The sequence below is a fragment of the Streptomyces liliiviolaceus genome, from assembly GCF_018070025.1.
GTDB lineage: Bacteria > Actinomycetota > Actinomycetes > Streptomycetales > Streptomycetaceae > Streptomyces > Streptomyces liliiviolaceus.
Map to the genome: position 1 here is coordinate 5,750,821 of NZ_JAGPYQ010000001.1, position 20,888 is coordinate 5,771,708.

The window sequence follows — 20,888 nt, forward strand, 5'->3', positions numbered from 1 at the left end:
GAGCCATGCCGAAAACATCAGCGCGACTGCTGTCCCTGCTCTCGCTGCTCCAGGCGCGCCGGGACTGGCCCGGAGGGCTGCTGGCCGAGCGGCTGGACATCAGCCCGCGCACCGTGCGCCGCGATGTCGACCGCCTGCGCGAACTCGGCTACCCGATCGTGGCCTTCAAGGGGCCGGACGGCGGATACCGCCTCGACGCCGGTACGGAGCTGCCGCCGCTGCTGTTCGACGACGAGCAGGCCGTGGCCCTCGCCGTCGCCCTCCAGATCGCGACCGTCTCCGGTGCCGGGATCGGGGAGGCGTCGGTGCGCGCGCTGGCCACCGTGCGGCAGGTCATGCCCGCCCGACTGCGCCGCCGGATCGACACCCTGCAGGTCACCGCCGTCGAGCGGCCCGCGTCCCGTCGGGCGCCGCAGCTCGACAGCGGTGTGCTTCTGACGCTCGGCGCCACCGTCCACGCCTGTGAGGTACTGCGCTTCGACTACACCCCGGCGGCCGCGACGGCTCCGGCGTCCCCGGCACCCCCGCGCAGGGTCGAGCCCCATCACCTGGTCACCTGGGGCGGACGCTGGTATCTCGTCGCCTGGGACCTGGACCGCGAGGACTGGCGGACCTTCCGCGCCGACCGGATGACCCCGCGCGTCCCCACCGGCCCCCGCTTCGTCCCGCGCGAGCTGCCCGGCGGTGACGTGGCCGCCTTCGTGGCCGCCAGGTTCCGCGGTTCCGACGGCTCCGGTGACTGGCCCTGCCGCGGCGAGGTGATCCTCGCCAAGCCCGCCTCCGCCGTGGCCCAGCACGTGCACGACGGAGTCGTCGAGGCGCTCGGACCGGAGCGGTGCAGGGTCACTCTCGGCTCGTGGTCCTGGGTCGGCCTGGCCGCCACCATCGGCCGCTTCGACACCGACATCGAGGTCGTGGGCCCGGCAGAACTCAAGGACGCGTTCGCACAGTTGGCCCGCCGCTACACCGACGCCGCGGCCGACCGGGAGCGACCTCTTACGGACCGGTGACATGGGGCGCGTACCCCTGCTCCGGCGCGGGGAACGGACCTAGGGTTCGGCGCATGCGTGTACTGGTCACCGGCGGTGCCGGGTTCATCGGGTCCCATGTCGTCGAGGCGCTGCGGGCGGGCGGGCACGAGCCCGTGGTGTTCGACGCACGAGCCGCACGAGGCGCGGGCGGCGGTGACGTCCGCGATCGCGACGCGGTGTCGGCGGCCCTCTCCGGGGTCGACGCGGTCTGCCACCAGGCGGCCATGGTCGGCCTGGGCAAGGGGGTCGCGGACGCCGCCGAGTACGTCTCCCACAACGACCTCGGCACCGCCGTGCTCCTGGCGGCGATGGCCGGGGCCGGGGTGCGGCGGCTCGTGCTGGCCGGGTCGATGGTGGTGTACGGGGAGGGCCGGTACTCCTGTGCGCGGCACGGCGGGGTGCGCCCCGGGCCGCGGTCGGCCGCCGATCTGGCGGCGGGCCGGTTCGAGCCGCGGTGCCCGTCCTGCGACGCGGACCTGCTGCCCGGTCTCGTCGGCGAGGACGCCCCGGCCGACCCCCGCAACGTGTACGCGACGACCAAGCTCGCGCAGGAACACCTGGCCGCCGCGTGGGCACGGTCGACGGACGGTACGGCGGTCTCACTGAGGTACCACAACGTCTACGGGCCCGGCATGCCGCGCGACACCCCGTACGCCGGTGTCGCGTCCTTCTTCCGTTCCGCGCTCGCCCGCGGTGAGGCTCCCCGGGTCTTCGAGGACGGCGGTCAGCGGCGGGACTTCGTGCATGTACGGGACGTGGCGGCGGCCAATGCGGCGGCGCTGGAGGCGGATACGGCGGGCGGCGCGCTCACGGCGTACAACGTGGGGAGCGGGGAGCCGCACACGGTCGGTGAGATGGCGCGGGCGCTGGCCGACGCGTACGGCGGGCCCGAGCCCGTGGTGACCGGGGAGTTCCGGCTGGGGGACGTCCGGCACATCACCGCGGACTCGTCCCGGCTGCGGACCGAGCTGGGGTGGAAGCCCGGCGTCGGATTCTTGGAAGGGATGCGGGAGTTCGCGGTGGCGCGTCTGCGGGGTGAGTGAGCCCCATGCTCAAGTGGCCTTTCAACGGGGCGTGTCGGGGCCCGCTCTCAGGTACCGGCCGCCGCGGGCAGGGTCACCTCGAAGCGGCAGCCGCCGGAGATGTTGCGTACGGTGGCGCGGCCCTGATGGGCCTCGACGATCCCCTGGACGATGGCGAGTCCGAGGCCGGCCCCGGCCGGGGGCGTGCGTGCGTCGGAGCCCCGCCAGCCCGTGTCGAAGACGCGCGGGAGGTCCTGCTCGGGGATGCCTCCGCAGCCGTCGCTGACGGACAGGACGACTCCGTCGGCCGAGCGGGCGGCGGCCACCGCGACCGTGCCGTCGGCCGGGGTGCGCCGGATCGCGTTGACCAGGAGGTTGCCGAGGACCCGGCTCATCTCCTTGCCGTCCACCTCGACCGGCACCGGTTCGACGAGGTCGCCCACCAGCCGTACCCCGTGCCGGCGGGCGAGCGGGTCCGCTCCGGCGAGGGCGTCGCTGACCAGGTCGTACAGCGACATGCGGGACAGGGACAGCGCGAGCGTGCCGGCGTGTATGCGGGAGAGTTCGAAGAGGTCGCCGACCATGTCGTTGAGGTGGTCGACCTCGGTACGGATCTGGCGCAGATAGCGCTGGGGGTCGGCGGCCACGCCGTCCTCCAGCGCCTCCGACATCGCGCGCAGCCCGGCGAGCGGGGTGCGCAGGTCGTGCGAGATCCAGGCGACGAGTTCGCGGCGGGAGGACTCCAGGGCGCGTTCGCGCATCCGGGACTCGGCGAGTCTGGCGCTGGTGGCGGCCAGTTCGCGGCTGACCGCGGCGAGTTCGGCGGTGGCCGGGGCGTCGGGGGCGGTGAAGTCGCCGCCGTCGCCGAAGGACCGGGCGGCGAAGGCGAGTTCGCGGCTGCGGGCGACGACCCAGCGGCCGAGCAGCAGCGCGGTGACCATGGAGACGACGGCCGCCATCGCGACGACCGTGGTGACCACGCTCAGATCGTGCGCGGAGAGGAACATCGCCTGCGCCACGGCCAGCGTTCCGGCGAGCATCGCGGTCACGGCCACGGCGGCCACCACGGCGAGGGACACGGTGAGCGAGCGGCGCCGGATCAGGCGCAGCGCCGCCGCTCCGGCCAGCCCCGCGGCGGCGGCGCCCGCGAAGGCGTACAGGGCGATCAGCAGCATGTCACGCATGGCCGGCCTCTTCCTGGCGGCCGCCGTCGGCGCTGGGACCGGGGGCATCGGCGGGGGCGTCCGGAGCCTCGCCGGTCAGGTCGGGTGCATCGCCGGTCAGGTCGGGAGCGTCGCCCGTCGGGTCGGAGGCGTCGCCGGTGGGGTCGAAGCGGTAGCCGACGCCCCAGACCGTCTGGATCAGCCGGGGCCGCGCCGGATCGTCCTCGACCTTGCCGCGCAGCCGCCTGACGTGGACGGTCACGGTCGACAGGTCCCCGAAGTCCCACCCCCACACCTCGCGCATCAGATCCTCCCGGGCGAACGCGCGGCCCGGGTGGCGCAGGAGGAAGGACAGCAGGTCGAACTCCCGGAGCGTGAGGGCGAGTTCCGTGCCCTGCTTGGAGGCCCGGCGCGCGGTGGGATCGACGGTCAGCCCGGCCGCGCTCAGTGGCCGGGCGGCGACGGCGGGCCGGGTGCGGCGCAGCACCGACTCCACCCGCAGCACCAGTTCGCGCGGACTGAACGGCTTGGTGACGTAGTCGTCCGCGCCCACTTCGAGGCCCATGATGCGGTCGTCCTCGTCGCCACGGGCGGTGAGCATGATGACGGGGACCGGTCCGCGCTCGCGCAGCCGCCGGCACACCTCCAGACCGTCCATGCCGGGCAGCATCAGGTCCAGGACCACGAGGTCGGGCCAGTGCGCGGCGGCGCGCGCGAGCGCGTCGGGGCCGTCGCCGGCCCGGTCGACGCCGTATCCGGCACGGTCGAGGTATCCGGAGACGACCTCGGCCACGGTGGGGTCGTCGTCGACGACCAGGATGCGGGCGCCCTGAGGGGCTGCGCGAGGAGCCGGTGTCGGTTCGTGCTGCTGGTACATGCGCCAAGCCTCGCACCGCGCCGCCCGCCGTGCCGCCCCCTGGCCCGGACGTCCCTGTTTCGTAAGGACCCGATGCCCGAAATGCCCATTTCGCGTTCGTAGGGTGAAAGGCGTGACAACCCCTCCCGCCCCACCTCCTGTCGACGTGATCCTCCCGTGCCTGGACGAGGCCGAAGCCCTGCCCTGGGTCCTCGCGCGTATCCCGCCCGGCTGGCGGGCCCTCGTCGTGGACAACGGCTCCACCGACGGCTCGGCCGACGTCGCCCGTGCTCTCGGCGCGCGCGTGGTCCACGAGCCGCGCCGCGGTTTCGGAGCCGCCTGCCACGCGGGGCTCGCCGCCGCCACCGCCGACATCGTCTGCTTCTGCGACTGCGACGCCTCGCTCGACCCGTCGCTCCTCATCCCCTTCGTACGTGAAGTCCGCTCAGGTGAGGCCGACTTGGTGCTGGGCAGACGCCGTCCGCGCAGCCGGTCCGCCTGGCCCGCCCACGCCCGGGCCGGCAACCTCGCGCTCGCCCGGCTGCTGCGCCGCCGCACCGGGCTCCGGCTGCACGACCTCGGCCCCCTGCGCGCCGCCCGCCGCGAGCCCCTGCTGGCCCTCGCGCTCACCGACCGACGCAGCGGCTATCCGCTCCAGATGGTCGTGCGCGCCACCGACGCAGGCTGGCGGATCGCCGAGCACGACGTGCCCTATCTGCCCCGTACGGGCTCCTCCAAGGTGACCGGCACCTGGCTCGGCACCTGGCAGGCCGTCCGGGACATGAGCCGCGTGCTGGCCGAACCCGCGCCCTCTCCCCCGGCCGCAGTCCCAGCGCCGGTAGATGCCCACACCCAGGACTCGGCCCCGGCCGCCCAAGGAGGCACCCCCCGATGACCACACTGCTCGTCATCGCCAAGGAGCCGCGGCCGGGGCGGGTCAAGACCCGGCTCACTCCGCCGTTCACCCCCGCGGAGGCCGCCGCCCTCGCGGAGGCCTCGCTCGCCGACACGCTGTACGCTGTGGCCGCCACGCCCGCCACCCGCCGGGTGCTCGTCCTGGAAGGGGCGCCGGGCCCGTGGCTGCCGCCCGGCTTCGACGTCGTACCGCAGTGCGAAGGCGGTCTCGACGAGCGGCTGGCCGCGGCGTTCGCCGACTGTGCCGGACCGACGCTGCTCATCGGAATGGACACGCCCCAGGTGACACCGGCCCTGCTCAGCGTGGACCTCACCCGCTGCGACGCCGTCTTCGGCCCGGCCGAGGACGGCGGTTTCTGGGCGCTGGGGCTGGCCGAACCCGATCCGCGGCTGCTGCGCGGGGTGCCGATGTCGACGCCCGCCACCGGGGCCGTGCAGCGGGGCCGGCTCGTCGCCGCCGGGCTGCGCGTACGCGACCTGCCGCCGCTGCGGGACGTCGACACGGCCGCCGACGCCGAGGCGGTCGCCGCGCTCGCGCCACGGGGCCGCTTCGCCGCCCGTCTCGCCGGTCTCACGGCGGTCGCCGGACGATGAACCGACCCCTGGACGAATCCCCGGTGGACGAACCCCCGATGGATCACTTCCCGATGGACGACTTCCCGGCGCACGACTCCGCGGTAGGGGCCCTGGTCCCACCGCCCGCCCAGCCCGCGTGGGCCGGCGCCGACCCGTACACCCGTGCGCTGCGCACCGGCCGAGGTCCGCTCTTCCTGCGGCGGGCCGACGGCTGGCTGCTGCCGTTGGAGGTGGAACGCTGGTGTGCCCGCGCCGACGCGGTCGACCTGGAGATCCTCGGCCGGTGCGAGGGTTCCGTGCTGGACATCGGCTGCGGCCCGGGCCGACTCGTCGCGGAACTCGCCGGGCAGGGACGGCGTGTCCTCGGTATCGACGTCAGCGCGGCGGCCGTCGGCCGGACCACGCGGCTCGGCGGCCCCGCCCTGCGCCGTTCGGTCTTCGAGCCGCTCCCCGCCGAGGGCCGGTGGGACACCGCACTCCTCGTCGACGGCAACATCGGCATCGGCGGCGATCCGCGCGCGCTCCTCGCCCGGCTGACCGATCTGCTGATCCCGGCCGGGCTGCTGATCGCCGAGACCGTGCCGATGGACGTCGACGAGCGCGTCCGTGTCCACATCACGGACGCGCGCGACGCCGACGCTCCCGGCACACCCGGCTCTCTCGGCTCTGCCGGCACTCCCGGCACACCGTGCACGCCGTTCCCCTGGGCCCGGATCGGGACACGCGCCCTGATCCGGTACGCGACGCGCGCGGGCTGGAGCGCCGTCGATCAGTGGACGACCGGCGGACGGTCCTTCGTCGCCCTGCGCAGCCGCAGCCTCAGGCGCAGCAGGAAGAGCAGCGCCGACCCGGCGAAGAGGACGGCCGTGATCAGCAGCCAGCGGCCGAGGAAGCCGTCCGCCGACAGCCCCGTCGCCATCCGGTACCGCCGGTCCACCTGACCGCCGATCAGCGGGAACCAGACCAGCAGGAGCAGCGCGGACAGGGCCGCCGGGACACGGACGTACATCGCCCGCTCCCGGTGGCCCATCGCGCCGAACACCCGGACGACCCCGCGGTCCGCCACCGCGTACAACGGCAGCAGCACCAGATCGTGCAGCAGGGCCGCCCCCACGAACCACAGGGTCACCCCGAGCCAGTCGTCGCCCAACAGCCGTACACCGGCATAGCCCGCGAGGGCGAACGAGCAGGCGAGCAGCAGGAGTTGCACGGTCCCCTCGGGCGGCTTCCTCATCACAGGTCTCCGAACGTCATACGGGCCACCCATTTCGTGTTCAGCACACCGGGCGCGGCGGGCACGACGATCCGTGCCGGGTAACCGTGGTCCGGGCTCAGGTCCTCGCCGTTGACCTGCAGGGCGAGCAGGGAGCTCGGGTCCGCCACCTGGTTGGCGCGCAGGGCCGCGCGGCGGAAGGAACCGTGCCGCTGAAGGGACTCGACGAGGACGTCCGGCGGATCGTGGTCGTGGCCGACGAGCGCCGCGAGGTCACGCAGCCGCACACCGCGCCACCACTGGTCCGAGGTCGACCAGCCTTCCACACACGCGATGGGCAACGCCGCACTGTGCTGCGGCAGTTGGAGCAAATCACCCCGGCTCAGCCGGACCGTGCCCGTGCGTCCCGTGACGACGAGTCGCCATGCGTCGTCGCTCGTCTCCGCGGTGTCGATGCCCGCGTAGGCGGCCGTCTTGTTGATCTGGAAGCCGTTCGGGCCGCTGCCCGGATCGGCTCCGCCGTGCGGTGCGAGGAGGGCCGTGTGCCGCAGCGGTCCGTCGAAGCTCCGCCCCGCCGTCGTCCCGAACAGCAGCAGGGACCCGCCGCCGACGAACCACAGCGCCCCGCGCCGGGAGACGGTCGCGGGATCGGGCCGGGGAGAGACCAACTCCCCTCCGTCCGATGCCTCCTGGCCCTGCCGCATGCGGCGTACGTTCCGTACGGCGGCCGGCGTCTTCAGTACGGCGTGGGTGACGAACGCGGCGAAGAACACCCAGGCGCCGTAGAAGTGGAGCGGATAGAAGGATCCCGGGAAGAGGTAGTCGAGCTGGACGTTGAGCACGCCGGTCACGAACTCGAACAGCGCGCCCCCGACCAGCAGCAGCAACGAGATCCGCTCCAGCGCGTGCGTGAACGAACGGGCCGGCGGCAGCGCGAACAGCTTCGGCACCACCGACCACAACTTGGCGAGCAGCACGGGGATCAGGGTGACGCCGAGCGTGACGTGCACGCCTTGGGTGAGCCGGTAGAGCCAGTGCGGACCGGTGGGCCACGCGAAGAGGTAGAAGCCGAGGATGCCCTTGTCCGGGGTCTTGTCGTTCACCGGCGACAGACCGGGGTTGTAGGCGGCGTAGGACAGCAGGCCCGTCACGAACAGCACGGTGATGCCGACGAGCAGGACGAGGCCGAGTACCGAGGTGAACCAGGGACCGCGCAGCGGACTGCGCCAGAAACCGGGTGAGGTGGGAAGCGTGGGGAAGTGCCTTGGGGAGTGGTCGCGCATGGCCCGACCGTAGGCAGGAAAGGGCCCCCGGCAGGGCCCGCGAACCATGACGAAACGCTGACGTCCGCAAGGCAGGAGGCCCGGGACGCCTTCTGCCGCCCTAGCGTTCCCATGTGATCCGCTCCCCTCTGCGCGACCTGACCTCACGTGACCTGCTCTCGGCGTCGGCCGCCCTGCTCCTCGTCCTCGCCGCCGTGCTGATCGGCCGCCACATCGAGGAGACCGACCACACCCTGTTCGCTAACTGGCCCCCACTGTGGGCGAGTTGGGAACCGCATGTCGGCCCCGGCACTCCGGCCGCCGTGACGGTCGCGCTCGGGGTCGTGGCGTACGGCCCCGTCCTCGCGGCGCGCCTGCCCTGGCGCGCGCTGCTGGGCGCCTCCTGGGCGGGTGCCATGGCCTGGATCTGGTCGCTGGCCCTGATCGACGGATGGCACCGGGGCGTGGCCGTCCGGCTCACCACCCGTTACGAGTACCTCCAGGTCATCGACCGCTTCCACGACATCCCGGCGACGCTGCGCGACTTCACCCGCCACATCCCGCTCGACTCCCCGGACCACTGGCCGCCCCATGTGGCCGGACATCCGCCCGCCGCCTCCCTCACCTTCGTCCTCCTCGACCGGATCGGGCTGAGCGGCGGCGGCTGGGCCGGGGCGTGGTGCATCACGGTCGGCGCCACGGCCTGTGTCGCCGTACTGGTGACCGTGCGCAGGGTCGCCGACGAGGAGTCGGCGCGGCGCGCGGCGCCGTTCCTGGTGCTCGCACCGGCGGCGGTGTGGATGGGCACGTCGGCCGACGCGTACTTCGCCGCGGTCGCCGCCTGGTCGATCGCGGCGCTCGCGCTCGCCGTCACCTCACCGAAGGGCCCCCGGACCAGAGCCGCCGCCTTCACCTCCGGCCTCCTCTTCGGCCTGACCTGCTACCTCTCGTACGGGCTCACGCTCATGGCGGTGATCGGTGCGGGCGTGCTGTTCCTCGGGCGGGCCCGTGTCCGGGTGCTCCCCTGCCTCGTCTCGCGCGCCGCCTTCCTGGCCGCCGGTCTCGCCGTCGTCCCCGTGGCGTTCACCCTGGCCGGGTTCGACTGGTGGGAGGGGTACCACGTGCTGGTCGCGCGCTACTACGACGGTGCGGGAGGTATCCGGCCCTACGGCTACTGGGTGTGGGCGAATCTCGCGTGCACGGTCCTCATCACGGGCCTCGCGACGGCGGCGGGCCTGCGGCGGGCGGCCGTCGCACTGGTCCGGGGACGCCACGGGCTGCTGCCCCACCGCGGGATCCGAGGGCCGGGGGTCGTACGCCGAGTGCCCGGCTCCGAATCTCCGGAGGCGGGTGCCCGGGCCCGGCTCGGCCTGCTCGTCCTGTGCGGGCTGCTCGCCCTGCTCGTCGCCGACCTGTCCGGGATGAGCAAGGCCGAGACCGAACGCATCTGGCTGCCCTTCGCGATGTGGCTGCTCCCGGCATGCGCGCTGCTCGGCCGCCCCCGGGTGTGGCTGGGCGCGCAGGCCGTACTCGCGCTGCTCCTCAACCACCTTCTGCTGACCGGTTGGTGACCGTCCCCGGGCCCGTCGTGAGGACACCGTCACGATTCTTTTGCTGGCCCGCCGCCCAAAGAACCGTATTTTCCCGCGCGGGTGTGGCAGGTTGTACCTCAGCCGGTCCCGTCACTTCCCCCCGTAGTGGCGGGGCCGGCGTTTTTCACGTCCGGATCGGGCGTGGGGGGCCAGGTGGGGCGATGGGCCTCGGGGAGTTCCAGCAGGGCCAGCCCGACCGTGCGACGGACGGGCAGCAGTTCCGTACTGCCCGTCTGGACGAGCAGCTCCGAGAGTCTGCGGCCCGCTCCGGCCAGGATGAGCTTGCCGTCCAGGCGTTTCAGCAGCCATCTGATCGCGAGCAGGCAGTTCAGTCCCCGTGAGTCGCAGAAGACGAGTGCTGTCACATCGAGCACCAGGTGCCGCCGTCCCGCGTCGACGATGGCGGCGAGGGTGCCGAGGAAGTACTCCTCACAGCTCTGGTCGAGTTCGCCGCTGATCCGCAGGACCGCGCAGTGCTCGCCCTCGGTTATCTGGGTGATCGTCAGGCGGTGGGTCTGCGTGGACATCACACCTCCCGGTTCCGGTGCCACGGGCGCCCTGTGGCACGCACCCGTACGCGTGCGTCTGCCCCGCATTCGAGCGGGCAACGGCGCGGGGCGAAACTCTCTCCGCGGTGGATCACGGTTACCGCGGGCTCTGCTTCCGTGGCGTGTTCGGGGTTCTCCTGCGCGGCGTTGCCGGGGTTCTCCTGCGTGGCGCTCCGACGGCACCGGCCGCCGCGGCCCTGAGGAGACGGCGGAAGGTGGGGCATTCGACGTGGCTCGGCGCGGGGCAGGCCGCGGCGTGCCGCAGCGAGTCCCGCAGGACGGCGAGCTCCTGGATCGTCCGGTCCAGTTCGTCCGCCCGGGCGACCAGCAGCTGCCGGTCGATGCGCGGCCGCCCGTCCGGCGCGAACATGCGGGCGATCTCGTCGAGCGAGAACCCGGCGGTGCGGCCCAGCGCGATCAGCGACAGGCGCTCCAGCACGGCAGGATCGTACTGGCGCCGCAGACCCCGTCGGCCGGTCGGGGTGATCAGGCCCTTCTCCTCGTAGAACCGCAGTGTCGAGGCGGGCACCCCGGCGCGGTGCGCCACCTCGGCGATGTCCAGTTCCGGCATGGTCTTGACCTCAAGTCGGCTTGAAGTAGCACGGTGTCATCTCCATCCGGGCGAGGCAAGGGCAGGGGACATCATGGACAGGGGCATCGACATCGTCCACGGCGACGACGGTGAGCAGGCGGCCCGTTGGAACGGGACGGCCGGCCACGCGTGGGTCGAGAGCCGGGCGGTGCTCGACGAGTTGTTCAGGCCTTTCGAGGACCTTCTCGTCGAAGCGGCCGTCACCGAACGGGCGAGCCGGGTGCTCGACGTCGGCTGCGGCACCGGCAGCACCACGCTGGCCGTCGCACGGCGGCTCGGCGCGCGGGGGCGCTGCGTCGGCGTCGACCTCTCCGAGCCGATGATCACGGTCGCCCGGACGCGCGCCGGGCAGGAGGGCGGACAGAACGGACAGGAGGGTGGGAACGAGGGCACGCGGGCCTCGTTCGTGCTCGCCGACGCGCAGGATCACCCGTTCGAGCCCGGCACCTTCGACCTGGTGGTCTCGCGCTTCGGAGTCATGTTCTTCAACGACTCCGTCGAGGCCTTCACCAACCTGCGGCGTGCCGTGCGCGACGACGGCGGGCTCCGGTTCATCACCTGGCGCGGCCCCGCGGACAATCCGTTCATGACGACGGCCGAACGCGCCGCGGCACCGTTCATGCCGAACCTGCCCGCCCGCCGTCCCGACGGGCCGGGACAGTTCGCCTTCGCGGATGCCGACAGGGTGCGCCGCGTCCTGGAGGAGAGCGGCTGGACCGGGGTCGACATCTGGCCGCTCGACGTCGACTGCACCCTGCCCGAGAGCGCGCTCGTCCCCTACTTCACCCGGCTCGGACCGCTCGGCCTGGTCCTGCGCGAGGCGGACGAGCGGATTCGTGCGGGCCTCGTCGAAACGGTCCGCGCCGCGTTCGACCCGTACGTCCGGGGTGCCGAGGTCCGTTTCACCGCTGCCTGCTGGACGGTCGGCGCGCGGGCGTAGGCCGTCGCCACAGCTGCGTCCGTAAGGATCCACAACCGGGCAACAGTCGTCCCGCCCGGTGGAATCCGGGCGACGGGGAATGTGAGGCTGAAGCGCATGAAGCCTCGTACCGCCTTGCCCGCGCTCGCCGTCTGCGCCGTCTGTGCCGTGCTCGCCCCGCTCACCGGATGCGGCAGCGGCGGCGACGGGGACTCCACGAGCCGGAAGCCGTCGCCCTCCGACGGCACGGCTTCGGCCTCGGCCTCCGGAGTGCCCAGCGCGCCCGCGGAGAGCCGGCGGCCGGTGGCGGGCAAGGGGTCGAAGGACCCGGACGACCTCAACGGGGACGGCTTCCGCGACCTCGTCGTGCCGGTCTCCGTGGGCGACGATCCGAACGATCCCGACAGCGACCAGCGGATCGGCGTGGTCTACGGATCGGCGAAGGGACTCGATCCCTCGACACGCACGGTCCACGGACGCGGTGACCTGGGTCTGCCCGAGTCCCCGGGGAGTCAGACGGGTCCCGACAGTGTCAGCGCGGAGTCGGTGGTCACGGCCGACCTGGACGGCGACGGCTTCCCGGACCTCGTCACGTCGGTCGCGGGCGAGACCGTGGACGACGGGCGGATATCCGCCGCGCGCACCGTTCCGTACGTGACCTGGGGCGGCGCCGACGGTGACGCCGATGTTCCGGAGGCGACCGCGGTGCGGCTGCCGCGGAGCGTGACGAAACTGGGTGTGCTGTCGGTCGTCCGCGGCGACTTCGACGGGGACGGGCACCACGACCTCGCGGCGCTCGCGTACAACCAGTCGTCGCTGGTGCTGCTGTACGGTCCCTTCACACGCGCCGGCGCGCCCGCGCGCACCGACACCGGTCTGCCGTGGAAGGAGGGCAATCTCGTCGCGGACGACATCGACCCGTCCGGCGAACCCCGCGCGACCTCCTTGCTGCTGCACGATCTGAACGACGGCGGGCAGTCCGGGAACACGCTGTACGCGGCCCGCCGGGGCGCTCCCCTCGCCGGGGACGGCAAGCAGTTGCGTCTCGGCAACGCCCACGCGTTCGGCGACTTCGACGGCGACGGACGACGTGACGTGGCCGTCGGGGACGACGGCGGTCGCAACGACGAACCGGGCTTCGAGACCGAGGCGCCCGAGGTGGCCGGATCCCTCGCGGTGTACCCCGGCAGCGGCGCGGCGCCTGTCACGCGGCAACTGCCCGAGGCGCCCGAGGACTTGAGCACCTATTACGGGCCCGGTGGCTTCGCGGCGGCCGATCCCGACGGTGACGGCCGCGACGGCGTTCTGGTCGCCACGTACGAGGGGGCTACGCTCATCGACGGTGATCGGCGCGTCCCCGTGCTGCGTCAGGGGCCCGCGAAGGCGGACGGCAGGAAGACGCCCGCGAAGTGGCGGCACGCCCGGCCCGTCGCCGCCGCCGACTTCGACGACGACGGCAAGGACGAACTGATCCTCACCTGGGGGTCCGGCGCGTTGTTCGGCCTCTACGGCCGACACCCCACGCACTGGTGGATCACCGAGGGCACCACGTCCCGCGATCAGACGTCCTTCGCCCTCACGGGCGCGTAGGTGTCGCGTTCGGCGGTCCAGGTGACGTGCGGGGGTACGACCCGTGCGCACAGGGGGCCGCCCTGCGGGTCGGTGAGGCCCAGGCGTGCCACCAGTACGCCCTCGCGGGCGGCCTCCGCGAGTACGTCCGCGGGGACCATGTCGAGCATGAGCTTGGCGCGCCGGAACATCGAGAAGACGCCCTCCTCGTCGACCGTGCCCCAGGACAGGTAGACGAACCGGCGGCCCAGCCGGTCCTGCACGTAGGGGCCCTGCACATCCGTGCCGGTCGGCCCCGCCGTGGCCGTGCACTCCAGGGTCCAGGTCGCCGACTCCGCGTCCCCGGGGTGGGGGTCGAGCAGTTCGCCCGGCCGGCTGCGGCGCTGTACGGCGACGTGGACCTCGCGGGGCTCTTCCGGGCCGTTGCGGCCGATGGGGACGGGGTGGGTGCGGCCCGGGAGGTCGACGGCCTCGATGCGGATGAGCATGTGGGTCATGGGGTCATCATGCCGCCGCGGGCGGCGGCCTGTGTCCCCCGGGCCTGCGGCCGCAGGGTGGGCTGGGGTGTGGGGTGAGCCGCGGGCTCGTCGGGGCCGGGCGCGCAGTTCCCCGCGCATGGCCCGGCCGGACATCAGGTCACCGGGATCGCCACGTACTGGTAGTCCAGGAATTCGTCGATGCCCACTCTGCCGCCCTCACGGCCCAGGCCGGACTGCTTGACGCCGCCGAAGGGGGCCGCCGGGTTGGAGACGAGGCCGGTGTTGAGGCCGACCATGCCTGCCTCAAGGCGTTCGCTGACGCGCAGGGCGCGGTCCAGGCCCTCGGTGAAGACGTAACCGACCAGCCCCCAGGGCGTGTCGTTGGCCCGGCGGACCACCTCGTCCTCGTCGTCGAAGGTGAGGATCGCGGCCACCGGGCCGAAGATCTCCGCGTCCATCAGCCGGCTGCCGGTGTCGACGTCGGCGAGCACGGTCGGCGGGTAGAAGCACCCCGGTCCCGCGGGAGTACGGCCGCCGACGAGCACCCGGGCGCCGCGTTCCACCGCGTCCGCGACCAGGTCCTCCACCTTGGCGCGGCCCTTCGCGTCGATCAGCGGGCCCACGTCGACTCCCGCGCGCGTGCCCGGGCCCACGACGAGCGCCCCCATCCGCCGGGCGAGCCGCTCGCCGAACTCCTCCGCCACCGACCGGTGCACGAAGAAGCGGTTGGCGGCGGTGCACGCCTCCCCCATGTTGCGCATCTTGGCGGTCATCGCGCCGTCCACCGCTTTGTCGAGGTCCGCGTCACCGAACACGATGAAGGGCGCGTTGCCGCCCAACTCCATCGAGGTGCGTACGACAGCGTCCGCGCACTGCGCCAGCAGCAGCCGCCCGACCTGCGTGGAGCCGGTGAAGGACAGTTTGCGGATGCGCCCGCCGCGCAGCAGCGGCTCGCAGACCTCGCCGGCGCGCGAGGTGGTGACGACGTTCAGGACGCCGTCCGGCAGCCCGGCCTCCTGGAGGATCGCGGCCAGGGCGAGGCTGGACAGCGGCGTCTGCGGAGCCGGTTTGAGCACCATCGTGCAGCCGGCCGCGATCGCCGGGCCGATCTTGCGGGCGCCCATGGCCAGCGGGAAGTTCCACGGGGTGATCAGCAGACAGGGGCCGACCGGGCGGCGGGAGAGCAGCATGCGGTGCCGCCCGTCGGGCAGGACGCCGTGTCCTCCGTCGACGCGTACGGCCTCCTCGGAGAACCAGCGGAAGAACTCGGCGGCGTACGCCACCTCTCCCCTGGCCTCGGCGAGCGGCTTGCCCATCTCGGACGTCATCAGGTGGGCGAGTTCGTCGGTCCGTTGGAGGACGATTTCGTGGGCGCGGCGCAGGATCTCGCTGCGGGCCCGGGGTGCGGTACGGGCCCATGCCTCCTGGGCCCGTACGGCGGCGTCCTCCGCGAGCCTGGCCTCCTTGAGGCCTCCGTCGGCGACATGGCAGAGGATCTCGCCGGTCGCGGGGTCGTCGACGGGCAGGGTGGCGCCGTCCGCGGCATCCACCCAGGCGCCACCGATGAACAACCGGGTCGGGGTGTCGGTCGGGGTATCGGTCATGGTGTCGCTCCTGAGTCGATCGGCGGCGGGGCGGCTGCACACGGGCGGAGGCACGGGCCGGGGCCGGAGGCACGGGCCGGGGCCGGAGGCACGGGCCGGGGCCGGTCCTTCAGTGGCGTCGGTCTAGGCCCGTGATGTTCCGGCCTCCACCGCCGCCGCCCACGCCTCAAGGCCCGCGTCCACCGCCGTCTCGTCGATCACCAGCGCCGGGATCATACGGACGACCTGGTTCCAGGCGCCGCACAGCAGCAGGAGCAGACCCTCGCCGACGGCGGCCCGCTGTACACGGGAGGCGGTCTCGGGGTCGGGGCCGCCGTCCGCGTCGACGAACTCGCTGCCCAGCATCAGCCCGAGGCCGCGTACGTCGCCGATGGCGGGTGTCCGGTCGGCCACCGCCTCCAGGCCCTGGCGCAGCCGTGCCCCCATCGCCTCGGCGTTCTCGACCAGCTTCTCGTCGCGTACGACGTCGAGGGTCGCGCAGGCCGCGGCGCACGCCACCGCGTTGGCGCCGTAGGTACCGCCCTGCGAGCCGGGCCAGGCCCTGGCCATCAGCTCCTCGGGGGCCGCGATGCCGGACAACGGGAATCCGCTGGCCAGCCCCTTGGCGGTGACCAGGATGTCGGGGGTGACGCCGAAGTGGTCGTGCCCCCAGAACCGGCCGGTGCGGCCCACCCCGGTCTGCACCTCGTCCAGGATCAGCAGGAAACCGTGCCGGTCGGCGCGTTCCCGCAGCCCTTCCATGAAGGCGCGGGTCGCGGGCACGTAACCGCCCTCGCCGAGCACCGGTTCGACGATGACGGCGGCCGTGTCGGCGGGCGAGGAGATCGTCTGGAGCGTGTAGTCCAGTTCCCGGAGTGCGAAGCGGGTGGCGGTCTCCTCGTCCCAGCCGTACCGGTAGGCCGTCGGGAACGGGGTGACGACCACGCCGCTCATCAGCGGGGAGAACCCGGAGCGGAAGCGGGTGCCGGACGTCGTCATCGCGGCGGCGGCCACGGTCCGGCCGTGGAATCCGCCGTGGCAGACCAGCACGTTCGGGCGGCCGGTGGCCTGCCGGGCCAGCCGCAGCGCGGCCTCCACCGCCTCGCTCCCGGAGTTGGTGAAGAAGAGGCTGTCGAGACCGGCGGGCAGCACCTCGCCGAGCCTGTCGACGAGCCTGCGCAGCGGCGGGTGCATGACCGTCGTGTACTGGCCGTGGATCAGGGTGCCCACCTGCTCCTGGGCGGCTTCGACCACCCTCGGGTGGCAGTGTCCGGTGCTGGTGACGCCGATGCCCGCGGTGAAGTCCAGATAGCGGCGGCCGTCCTCGTCGAAGAGGTGGACGCCCTCGCCCCGGACGGCCACCACGGGGGTGGCCTGGCGAAGGTGCGGCGACAGTGCGGTCATGTGCGTCTCCCGGCCGTGCGTCGTCGTCTGCTCCCGAAGGGCGAGCATCTCGACCGGGGCGGCGGGCGGCAATGCGTGAACTGTCCGGCACGGCGGCGGGGTCCGGACGTTGTGTCAACCGTGCGCAGGTCAGCCACGCTTGTCACAGGGCCGGGGCGGGCAGGCACGCACCATGAGCGAGTACGCCGAAACGCCCCGGACGTCCTTGGCCGACGGGCCGCCGGGCACGGCTCCCGCGGGCCGCGCGCTCACCGTCGCCGACGTCCTGGCCCTGCCCGTCCTGGCCGCGGGCAGGCCGGAGGTCGTCGCCGGGGCGACCCGCCTCGACCGGCCGGTCCGCTGGGTCCACATCACCGAACTCACCGACCCCGCCTCCTTCCTCAAGGGCGGCGAACTCGTCCTGACCACCGGTATGCCGCTGCCCGAGGACCCGGCGGGTGTACGCCGATATGTCGATGAACTGGCCGACATCGGGGCCGCGGCCCTGGTCATCGAACTCGTACGGCGCTACCACCGCCCGCCCGCGCCGCTCATCCAGGCGTGCCGCGTCCGTGGCCTGCCGCTCGTCACCCTGGCCGAGGACGTCAACTTCCTGGAGGTCACCCAGGTCGTCCACACCCTCATCCTCGGCAGCCAGGCGGACGCCGTGCGCCGGACCCAGCGCATCCACGAGGCGTTCACCGCCCTGACGCTGCGCGGCGCCGGACCCGAGGACGTCGTCCGCGCGGCGGCGCAGATGAGCGGCCGCACGGTCGTCCTGGAGAACCTGGTGCACCAGGCACTGCTCTGCGAGCCGTCCGGCAGCACCGTGGACGAGGCGCTGACCGGCTGGGAGCGGCGCTCCAGGGCCGCGCACCACGGGCCGGCCGACCGGACCGCCCACCCGGAAGTGACCGGACCCGACGTGTCCGGACCCAAGGTGACCGGACCCGAGGTGACCGGACCCGAGGTGACGGGGCCGGAGGTGACGGGGCCGGAGGTAACCGGCCCGGAGGGCTGGCTCGTGGCCCCCGTGGAGTACCAGGGCGAACTCTGGGGACGCGTCGCCATGCTGCCGCCCCCGGGACCGACGGCGGTGTTCGGGCCGCAGGACGTCACCGTCCTGGAACGGACGGCGATGGCCCTGACGATCGCCCGCCTCATCCACGCCACGCCCTGGGAGCGCACAGCGCACCGGAGCGCGCTGCGCGATCTCGCCGAGCAGCGCCACCGCTCCCCCGGGGACGCCCGCGCGCGCCTCGCCGCGCTGGGCCTGCCCGTCGAGGGCACCGTCTTCCTCGCGGTCCTCATGGACACCAGGGCACCGGTCGACGGCACCGGCCTGGAGGCCCGGCTGTCCCACGAGCTCAGGACGACGGGCACAGCCGCGCTGGTCGGCACGCTGGCGCCCACGCGCCTCGGCGTCCTGCTGGCCCTGCGCCCCTCCCAGCCGTGGCGGTCCACCGTCGAAAAACTGGGCCGCAGCGCGCTGGAGGTGGACCCGTGTGCCGTCGTGAGCATCGGCTCCGAGGTCATGGACCTGGCCCACACCGCCCGTTCGTTCCGTGAGGCGTCCCGCGTCGCGGAGGCCACCCGTCCGGGCCGGCCCCTCCCGGCGGGCAGGTCGTACAGCGAGCTGTCCGACATCGGACTGCGCCGCCTGCTGTACGCGCTGCGCGAGGACACCCGTATCCAGGAGTACGCCGAACGGCAGCTCGGCCGGCTCGTCGACCACGACGTCCGGCACGGCACCGAACTCCTGAGCACCCTGCGGCACTATCTGGACGCCGCGGGCAGCAAGACCGGTGCCGCCCGGCTCGGCGGACTGTCCCGGGAGACCGTCTACCAGCGTCTGCGCACCATCGAGCGCCTGCTGGACTGCGATCTCGAATCCGGTGAGCGGCGTACCGGACTGCATGTGGCTCTCACGGCGCTGGACGTCCTGCGGGACGGCGGAGCGGCGACCTGAGACACCGGGACACCGGGTTGTCGCTCCGCCGTCCCGCGTGGCCGGGTTCTACCGGTGGCCGTGGCCGCGCAGGCGTGCGCGCAGCAGGTTGGGGTCGGTGGCCGTGGCGTAGGCGGCGCTGAGCACGTAGACCTCCTTGCCGCGCAGCGCCACGGAGCTGGGGTTCTGTAGTCCGTCGGCGGTGTCCAGGACGGTGGTCCGGGTGCCGTCGGACCTGATGAGCACGACCCGGTTGGTGGTGTTGAGCGTGGCCAGGACGTCTTCGCCGTGTCCGGTGAAGGCGAAGTCGTCGATTCCGGCCAGGTCCGGGTCCGACGCCCTGACCTGCGGGGTGCCCGCGCGGTTCCCCGGGCGGATCGGGATGCGCAGGAGGGTGCCCCGGTCGAGGTTGGTCACCCAGAGCGCGCCGTCGCGCACCTTCGCCCCGTTGACTCCGAGGAAGCCGGCCGGGGCGAGTTCGGGTGCGGTGGACCATGCGGTGGGGGTGCCGCCGGTGACGGGGACGGTCCACACCGTGCCGAGCACCGAGTCGGTGATGTAGAGGTGCTTGCCGTGTTCGTCCAGGGCCAGTCCGTTGGGCAGACCGTCCGCGGGCAGGGCGGCTATACGCTGCGGGGCCTTCCCGGGACGCAGCCGCCACAGGCCCGTCAGGTCGGCGGTTCCGGTCGCGTACAGCACGTACAGGGTGCCGTCCGGGGTGCGGGCGATCCCGGTGGCCAGCGGGAAACCGAGGGCGGGGGTGTCGGCTCCGCCGTCCGCGGGCGCGGGCAGGGTCGCCAGGACGCGGGTAGCGCCCTGCGGGCCGACCTCGGCCACCTGACGGCTCGCGGCGAAGGTGACGGCCGCGGTGCCGTCGGGCAACAGGGCGATGTTCTCCGGAAGTTGACCGGCGGACACGTCGAAGTGGGTGGCGATCCGTACGTCGGTCAGCGGGTCGCGGGTGGGACGGGTGGAGGTGGCCTCGGCCGGCAGGGCCGAGGCGAGGGTGGCCGCGACCACCGCGACGGCGGCCATGAGTGTCTTGACACGTCGGTGCGACATGCGGTGCGACGCGCGGTCCGACATATGGTCTTGCATGCGGTTTGACATGGTTCCTTCTCTGGTTTCGGGCATGCGGCGGCCGCGGTGCGGCGCCGTGGTCGAGGGGCGCCCCGGTGAGGGGGCGTGAGGGGCCGACCGCCCCACGAGGGGCGCGGGTCAGACCGTGCGGGTCAAAGAGTCAAGGGATCAGCTGATCGGCGGGTCAGACCGTGCGGGACTCGGCGCCGTGGTGCGGCCGGTCCGCCTCCCGGGGCGCGGTGGCATGGGCCAGCAGCGCCAGGGCCGCCGCGGACGGGGAGTCGGGGTCGGCGGTGGCCACCACCAGGGACGGGCCGTCCCCCTGCGGGCTCTGCAGTGTCTGCTGGGTGACGGTCAGGGTCCCGACCAGCGGATGGCGCATCTCGTAGTCGGCGACATCGCACGCGAGCACCCGATGGTCGGCCCACAGCGTGGCGAACTCCCGGCTGCGCATGGTCAGTTCGCCGATCAGCGCGGCCAGCAGCGGGTCGTCCGGGTGCCGGCCGGCCGTCAGTCGCAGATTGCCCACGACGGCTCTGGCCTTGGCGGGCCAGTCGACGTACAGGTCGCGGGTGTGGGCGTCCAGGAACACCAGCCTGGCCATGTTCGGCCGTCGCCCCGGACCACCCGCGCCGCCCGCGCTGCCCGTGCCGGCGGGATCGTCCGGGCTGTCCGGATCGAGATGGCCCGCGAACAGACCGTGCCCCGGACGGTTCCAGGCCAGGACGTCGCTGCGGCGGCCGATCACGACGGCGGGGGTGCCGTCGACGGCCGCCAGCAGGGCTCGGGTGGCGGGAGTGAGGCGTTCGGGACGCGGCCGTGCGCCGGGCCCGCGCCGCCTCGGGGCACTGGCCAGCGTGTGCAGATGGGCCCGCTCGGAGTCGTCCAGTCGCAGCGCGCTCGCCACCGCGTCGAGCACCTCGCGCGAGGCGTTGCGCGACAGGCCCTGTTCCAGGCGGGTGTAGTAGGGCGCGCTGATGCCGGCGAGCATCGCCAGTTCCTCCCGGCGCAGCCCCGGCACGCGGCGCCGCTCACCGTAGGTCCGCAACCCCACGTCCTCGGGCCGCAGTTGACTCCGGCGTGCCTGGAGGAACTCGGCGAGGTGCCCGTCGTGCTTGTTCATGACACCGAGTATGCGGACGGCCGCCGGTCGGTGC

19 protein-coding genes are annotated in these 20,888 nt (G+C 73.3%); 9 read left to right on the forward strand and 10 right to left on the reverse strand.

Features of this window, described 5'->3' with window-relative positions; translation table 11 throughout:
• Positions 1 to 5: 5 nt before the first annotated feature.
• Together J8N05_RS25045 and J8N05_RS25050 are read left to right on the forward strand one after the other, a co-directional pair.
• On the forward strand, positions 6 to 1,010 hold the full coding sequence (locus J8N05_RS25045) for a helix-turn-helix transcriptional regulator (protein ID WP_210886231.1): 1,005 nt from the start codon (positions 6 to 8) through the stop codon (positions 1,008 to 1,010).
• A gap of 53 nt (positions 1,011 to 1,063) precedes the next feature.
• A complete protein-coding gene (locus J8N05_RS25050) occupies positions 1,064 to 2,074 on the forward strand; it encodes an NAD-dependent epimerase/dehydratase family protein (RefSeq protein ID WP_210886233.1) in 1,011 nt (336 codons plus the stop codon).
• A gap of 47 nt (positions 2,075 to 2,121) precedes the next feature.
• Here the strand turns inward: J8N05_RS25050 and J8N05_RS25055 are convergent, their stop codons facing one another.
• Together J8N05_RS25055 and J8N05_RS25060 are read right to left on the reverse strand one after the other, a co-directional pair.
• Positions 2,122 to 3,237: a sensor histidine kinase gene (locus tag J8N05_RS25055; RefSeq protein WP_210886235.1), complete on the reverse strand. Its 1,116-nt coding sequence runs from the start codon at positions 3,235 to 3,237 to the stop codon at positions 2,122 to 2,124.
• Positions 3,230 to 4,093 carry a response regulator transcription factor gene (locus tag J8N05_RS25060; RefSeq protein ID WP_247706467.1) on the reverse strand — a complete coding sequence of 288 codons (864 nt, stop codon included), beginning with the start codon at positions 4,091 to 4,093 and terminating at the stop codon, positions 3,230 to 3,232. The genes J8N05_RS25055 and J8N05_RS25060 overlap by 8 nt, the downstream gene beginning before the upstream one ends.
• 103 nt (positions 4,094 to 4,196) lie before the next feature.
• On the opposite strand from J8N05_RS25060, the gene J8N05_RS25065 reads away from it, so the two are divergent.
• Genes J8N05_RS25065 through J8N05_RS48200 form a run of 3 tightly spaced genes read left to right on the forward strand, consistent with a single transcriptional unit; the run spans position 4,197 to position 6,504 of the window.
• Positions 4,197 to 4,967 (forward strand): glycosyltransferase family 2 protein, encoded by a 771-nt coding sequence (locus J8N05_RS25065; RefSeq protein ID WP_247706468.1) that lies wholly within the window; start codon positions 4,197 to 4,199, stop codon positions 4,965 to 4,967.
• Positions 4,964 to 5,581, forward strand: a complete 618-nt coding sequence (locus J8N05_RS47550) for a TIGR04282 family arsenosugar biosynthesis glycosyltransferase (protein WP_247706469.1) — start codon at positions 4,964 to 4,966, stop codon at positions 5,579 to 5,581. The genes J8N05_RS25065 and J8N05_RS47550 overlap by 4 nt, the downstream gene beginning before the upstream one ends.
• A 53-nt stretch (positions 5,582 to 5,634) precedes the next feature.
• Complete coding sequence (locus J8N05_RS48200) at positions 5,635 to 6,504, forward strand: class I SAM-dependent methyltransferase (RefSeq protein ID WP_407699978.1); 870 nt, start codon at positions 5,635 to 5,637, stop codon at positions 6,502 to 6,504.
• 292 nt (positions 6,505 to 6,796) lie between these two features.
• On the opposite strand, the gene J8N05_RS25075 is transcribed toward J8N05_RS48200, so the two are convergent.
• On the reverse strand, positions 6,797 to 8,059 hold the full coding sequence (locus tag J8N05_RS25075; protein ID WP_210886236.1) for a molybdopterin-dependent oxidoreductase: 1,263 nt from the start codon (positions 8,057 to 8,059) through the stop codon (positions 6,797 to 6,799).
• A gap of 113 nt (positions 8,060 to 8,172) precedes the next feature.
• Here J8N05_RS25075 and J8N05_RS25080 point away from each other — a divergent pair, with 113 nt between their 5' ends.
• Complete coding sequence (locus tag J8N05_RS25080) at positions 8,173 to 9,609, forward strand: hypothetical protein (protein ID WP_247706471.1); 1,437 nt, start codon at positions 8,173 to 8,175, stop codon at positions 9,607 to 9,609.
• Between the two features lie 98 nt (positions 9,610 to 9,707).
• Here the strand turns inward: J8N05_RS25080 and J8N05_RS25085 are convergent, their stop codons facing one another.
• On the reverse strand, positions 9,708 to 10,157 hold the full coding sequence (locus tag J8N05_RS25085; RefSeq protein WP_210886238.1) for an STAS domain-containing protein: 450 nt from the start codon (positions 10,155 to 10,157) through the stop codon (positions 9,708 to 9,710).
• 118 nt (positions 10,158 to 10,275) lie between these two features.
• A complete protein-coding gene (locus J8N05_RS25090; RefSeq protein WP_210886240.1) occupies positions 10,276 to 10,749 on the reverse strand; it encodes a helix-turn-helix domain-containing protein in 474 nt (157 codons plus the stop codon).
• 73 nt (positions 10,750 to 10,822) lie between these two features.
• On the opposite strand from J8N05_RS25090, the gene J8N05_RS25095 reads away from it, so the two are divergent.
• Both J8N05_RS25095 and J8N05_RS25100 read left to right on the forward strand, forming a co-directional pair.
• Entirely contained in the window at positions 10,823 to 11,710 is an 888-nt protein-coding gene (locus tag J8N05_RS25095) for a class I SAM-dependent methyltransferase (protein ID WP_210886243.1), read from the forward strand.
• A gap of 96 nt (positions 11,711 to 11,806) precedes the next feature.
• A complete protein-coding gene (locus tag J8N05_RS25100) occupies positions 11,807 to 13,279 on the forward strand; it encodes an FG-GAP repeat domain-containing protein (RefSeq protein ID WP_210886245.1) in 1,473 nt (490 codons plus the stop codon).
• Here J8N05_RS25100 and J8N05_RS25105 read toward each other — a convergent pair.
• From J8N05_RS25105 to J8N05_RS25115, 3 genes are all read right to left on the reverse strand, one after another.
• Positions 13,249 to 13,746, reverse strand: coding sequence for a DUF5990 family protein (locus J8N05_RS25105; RefSeq protein WP_210890367.1), 498 nt, complete (start codon positions 13,744 to 13,746; stop codon positions 13,249 to 13,251). The two genes, J8N05_RS25100 and J8N05_RS25105, sit on opposite strands and share 31 nt — an antisense overlap.
• A gap of 143 nt (positions 13,747 to 13,889) precedes the next feature.
• Entirely contained in the window at positions 13,890 to 15,341 is a 1,452-nt protein-coding gene (locus J8N05_RS25110) for an NAD-dependent succinate-semialdehyde dehydrogenase (RefSeq protein WP_210886247.1), read from the reverse strand.
• Positions 15,342 to 15,464: 123 nt separating this feature from the next.
• The gene (locus tag J8N05_RS25115) at positions 15,465 to 16,724 is read right to left on the reverse strand and encodes an aspartate aminotransferase family protein (RefSeq protein ID WP_210886248.1); all 1,260 of its coding nucleotides are present in this window, start codon (positions 16,722 to 16,724) and stop codon (positions 15,465 to 15,467) included.
• Between the two features lie 172 nt (positions 16,725 to 16,896).
• Between J8N05_RS25115 and J8N05_RS25120 the strand changes: the two genes are divergently transcribed.
• Positions 16,897 to 18,672, forward strand: a complete 1,776-nt coding sequence (locus J8N05_RS25120) for a PucR family transcriptional regulator (RefSeq protein WP_210886249.1) — start codon at positions 16,897 to 16,899, stop codon at positions 18,670 to 18,672.
• Positions 18,673 to 18,720: 48 nt separating this feature from the next.
• Here the strand turns inward: J8N05_RS25120 and J8N05_RS25125 are convergent, their stop codons facing one another.
• Both J8N05_RS25125 and J8N05_RS25130 read right to left on the reverse strand, forming a co-directional pair.
• Positions 18,721 to 19,713, reverse strand: a complete 993-nt coding sequence (locus tag J8N05_RS25125; protein ID WP_210886250.1) for an SMP-30/gluconolactonase/LRE family protein — start codon at positions 19,711 to 19,713, stop codon at positions 18,721 to 18,723.
• Between the two features lie 202 nt (positions 19,714 to 19,915).
• On the reverse strand, positions 19,916 to 20,854 hold the full coding sequence (locus tag J8N05_RS25130; protein WP_210886251.1) for a helix-turn-helix domain-containing protein: 939 nt from the start codon (positions 20,852 to 20,854) through the stop codon (positions 19,916 to 19,918).
• Positions 20,855 to 20,888: the final 34 nt, after the last annotated feature.

Excerpts from the sequence above, each read along its gene's own strand:
- J8N05_RS25045 (WP_210886231.1), top strand. The coding sequence starts at position 6 with ATGCCGAAAACATCAGCGCGACTGCTGTCCCTGCTCTCGCTGCTCCAG.
- J8N05_RS25050 (WP_210886233.1), top strand. The coding sequence starts at position 1,064 with ATGCGTGTACTGGTCACCGGCGGTGCCGGGTTCATCGGGTCCCATGTC.
- J8N05_RS25055 (WP_210886235.1), bottom strand. The coding sequence starts at position 3,237 with ATGCGTGACATGCTGCTGATCGCCCTGTACGCCTTCGCGGGCGCCGCC.
- J8N05_RS25060 (WP_247706467.1), bottom strand. The coding sequence starts at position 4,093 with ATGTACCAGCAGCACGAACCGACACCGGCTCCTCGCGCAGCCCCTCAG.
- J8N05_RS47550 (WP_247706469.1), top strand. The coding sequence starts at position 4,964 with ATGACCACACTGCTCGTCATCGCCAAGGAGCCGCGGCCGGGGCGGGTC.
- J8N05_RS48200 (WP_407699978.1), top strand. The coding sequence starts at position 5,635 with ATGGACGACTTCCCGGCGCACGACTCCGCGGTAGGGGCCCTGGTCCCA.
- J8N05_RS25075 (WP_210886236.1), bottom strand. The coding sequence starts at position 8,059 with ATGCGCGACCACTCCCCAAGGCACTTCCCCACGCTTCCCACCTCACCC.
- J8N05_RS25085 (WP_210886238.1), bottom strand. The coding sequence starts at position 10,157 with ATGTCCACGCAGACCCACCGCCTGACGATCACCCAGATAACCGAGGGC.
- J8N05_RS25090 (WP_210886240.1), bottom strand. The coding sequence starts at position 10,749 with ATGCCGGAACTGGACATCGCCGAGGTGGCGCACCGCGCCGGGGTGCCC.
- J8N05_RS25095 (WP_210886243.1), top strand. The coding sequence starts at position 10,823 with ATGGACAGGGGCATCGACATCGTCCACGGCGACGACGGTGAGCAGGCG.
- J8N05_RS25100 (WP_210886245.1), top strand. The coding sequence starts at position 11,807 with ATGAAGCCTCGTACCGCCTTGCCCGCGCTCGCCGTCTGCGCCGTCTGT.
- J8N05_RS25105 (WP_210890367.1), bottom strand. The coding sequence starts at position 13,746 with ATGCTCATCCGCATCGAGGCCGTCGACCTCCCGGGCCGCACCCACCCC.
- J8N05_RS25110 (WP_210886247.1), bottom strand. The coding sequence starts at position 15,341 with ATGACCGATACCCCGACCGACACCCCGACCCGGTTGTTCATCGGTGGC.
- J8N05_RS25115 (WP_210886248.1), bottom strand. The coding sequence starts at position 16,724 with ATGACCGCACTGTCGCCGCACCTTCGCCAGGCCACCCCCGTGGTGGCC.
- J8N05_RS25120 (WP_210886249.1), top strand. The coding sequence starts at position 16,897 with ATGAGCGAGTACGCCGAAACGCCCCGGACGTCCTTGGCCGACGGGCCG.
- J8N05_RS25125 (WP_210886250.1), bottom strand. The coding sequence starts at position 19,713 with ATGTCGCACCGACGTGTCAAGACACTCATGGCCGCCGTCGCGGTGGTC.
- J8N05_RS25130 (WP_210886251.1), bottom strand. The coding sequence starts at position 20,854 with ATGAACAAGCACGACGGGCACCTCGCCGAGTTCCTCCAGGCACGCCGG.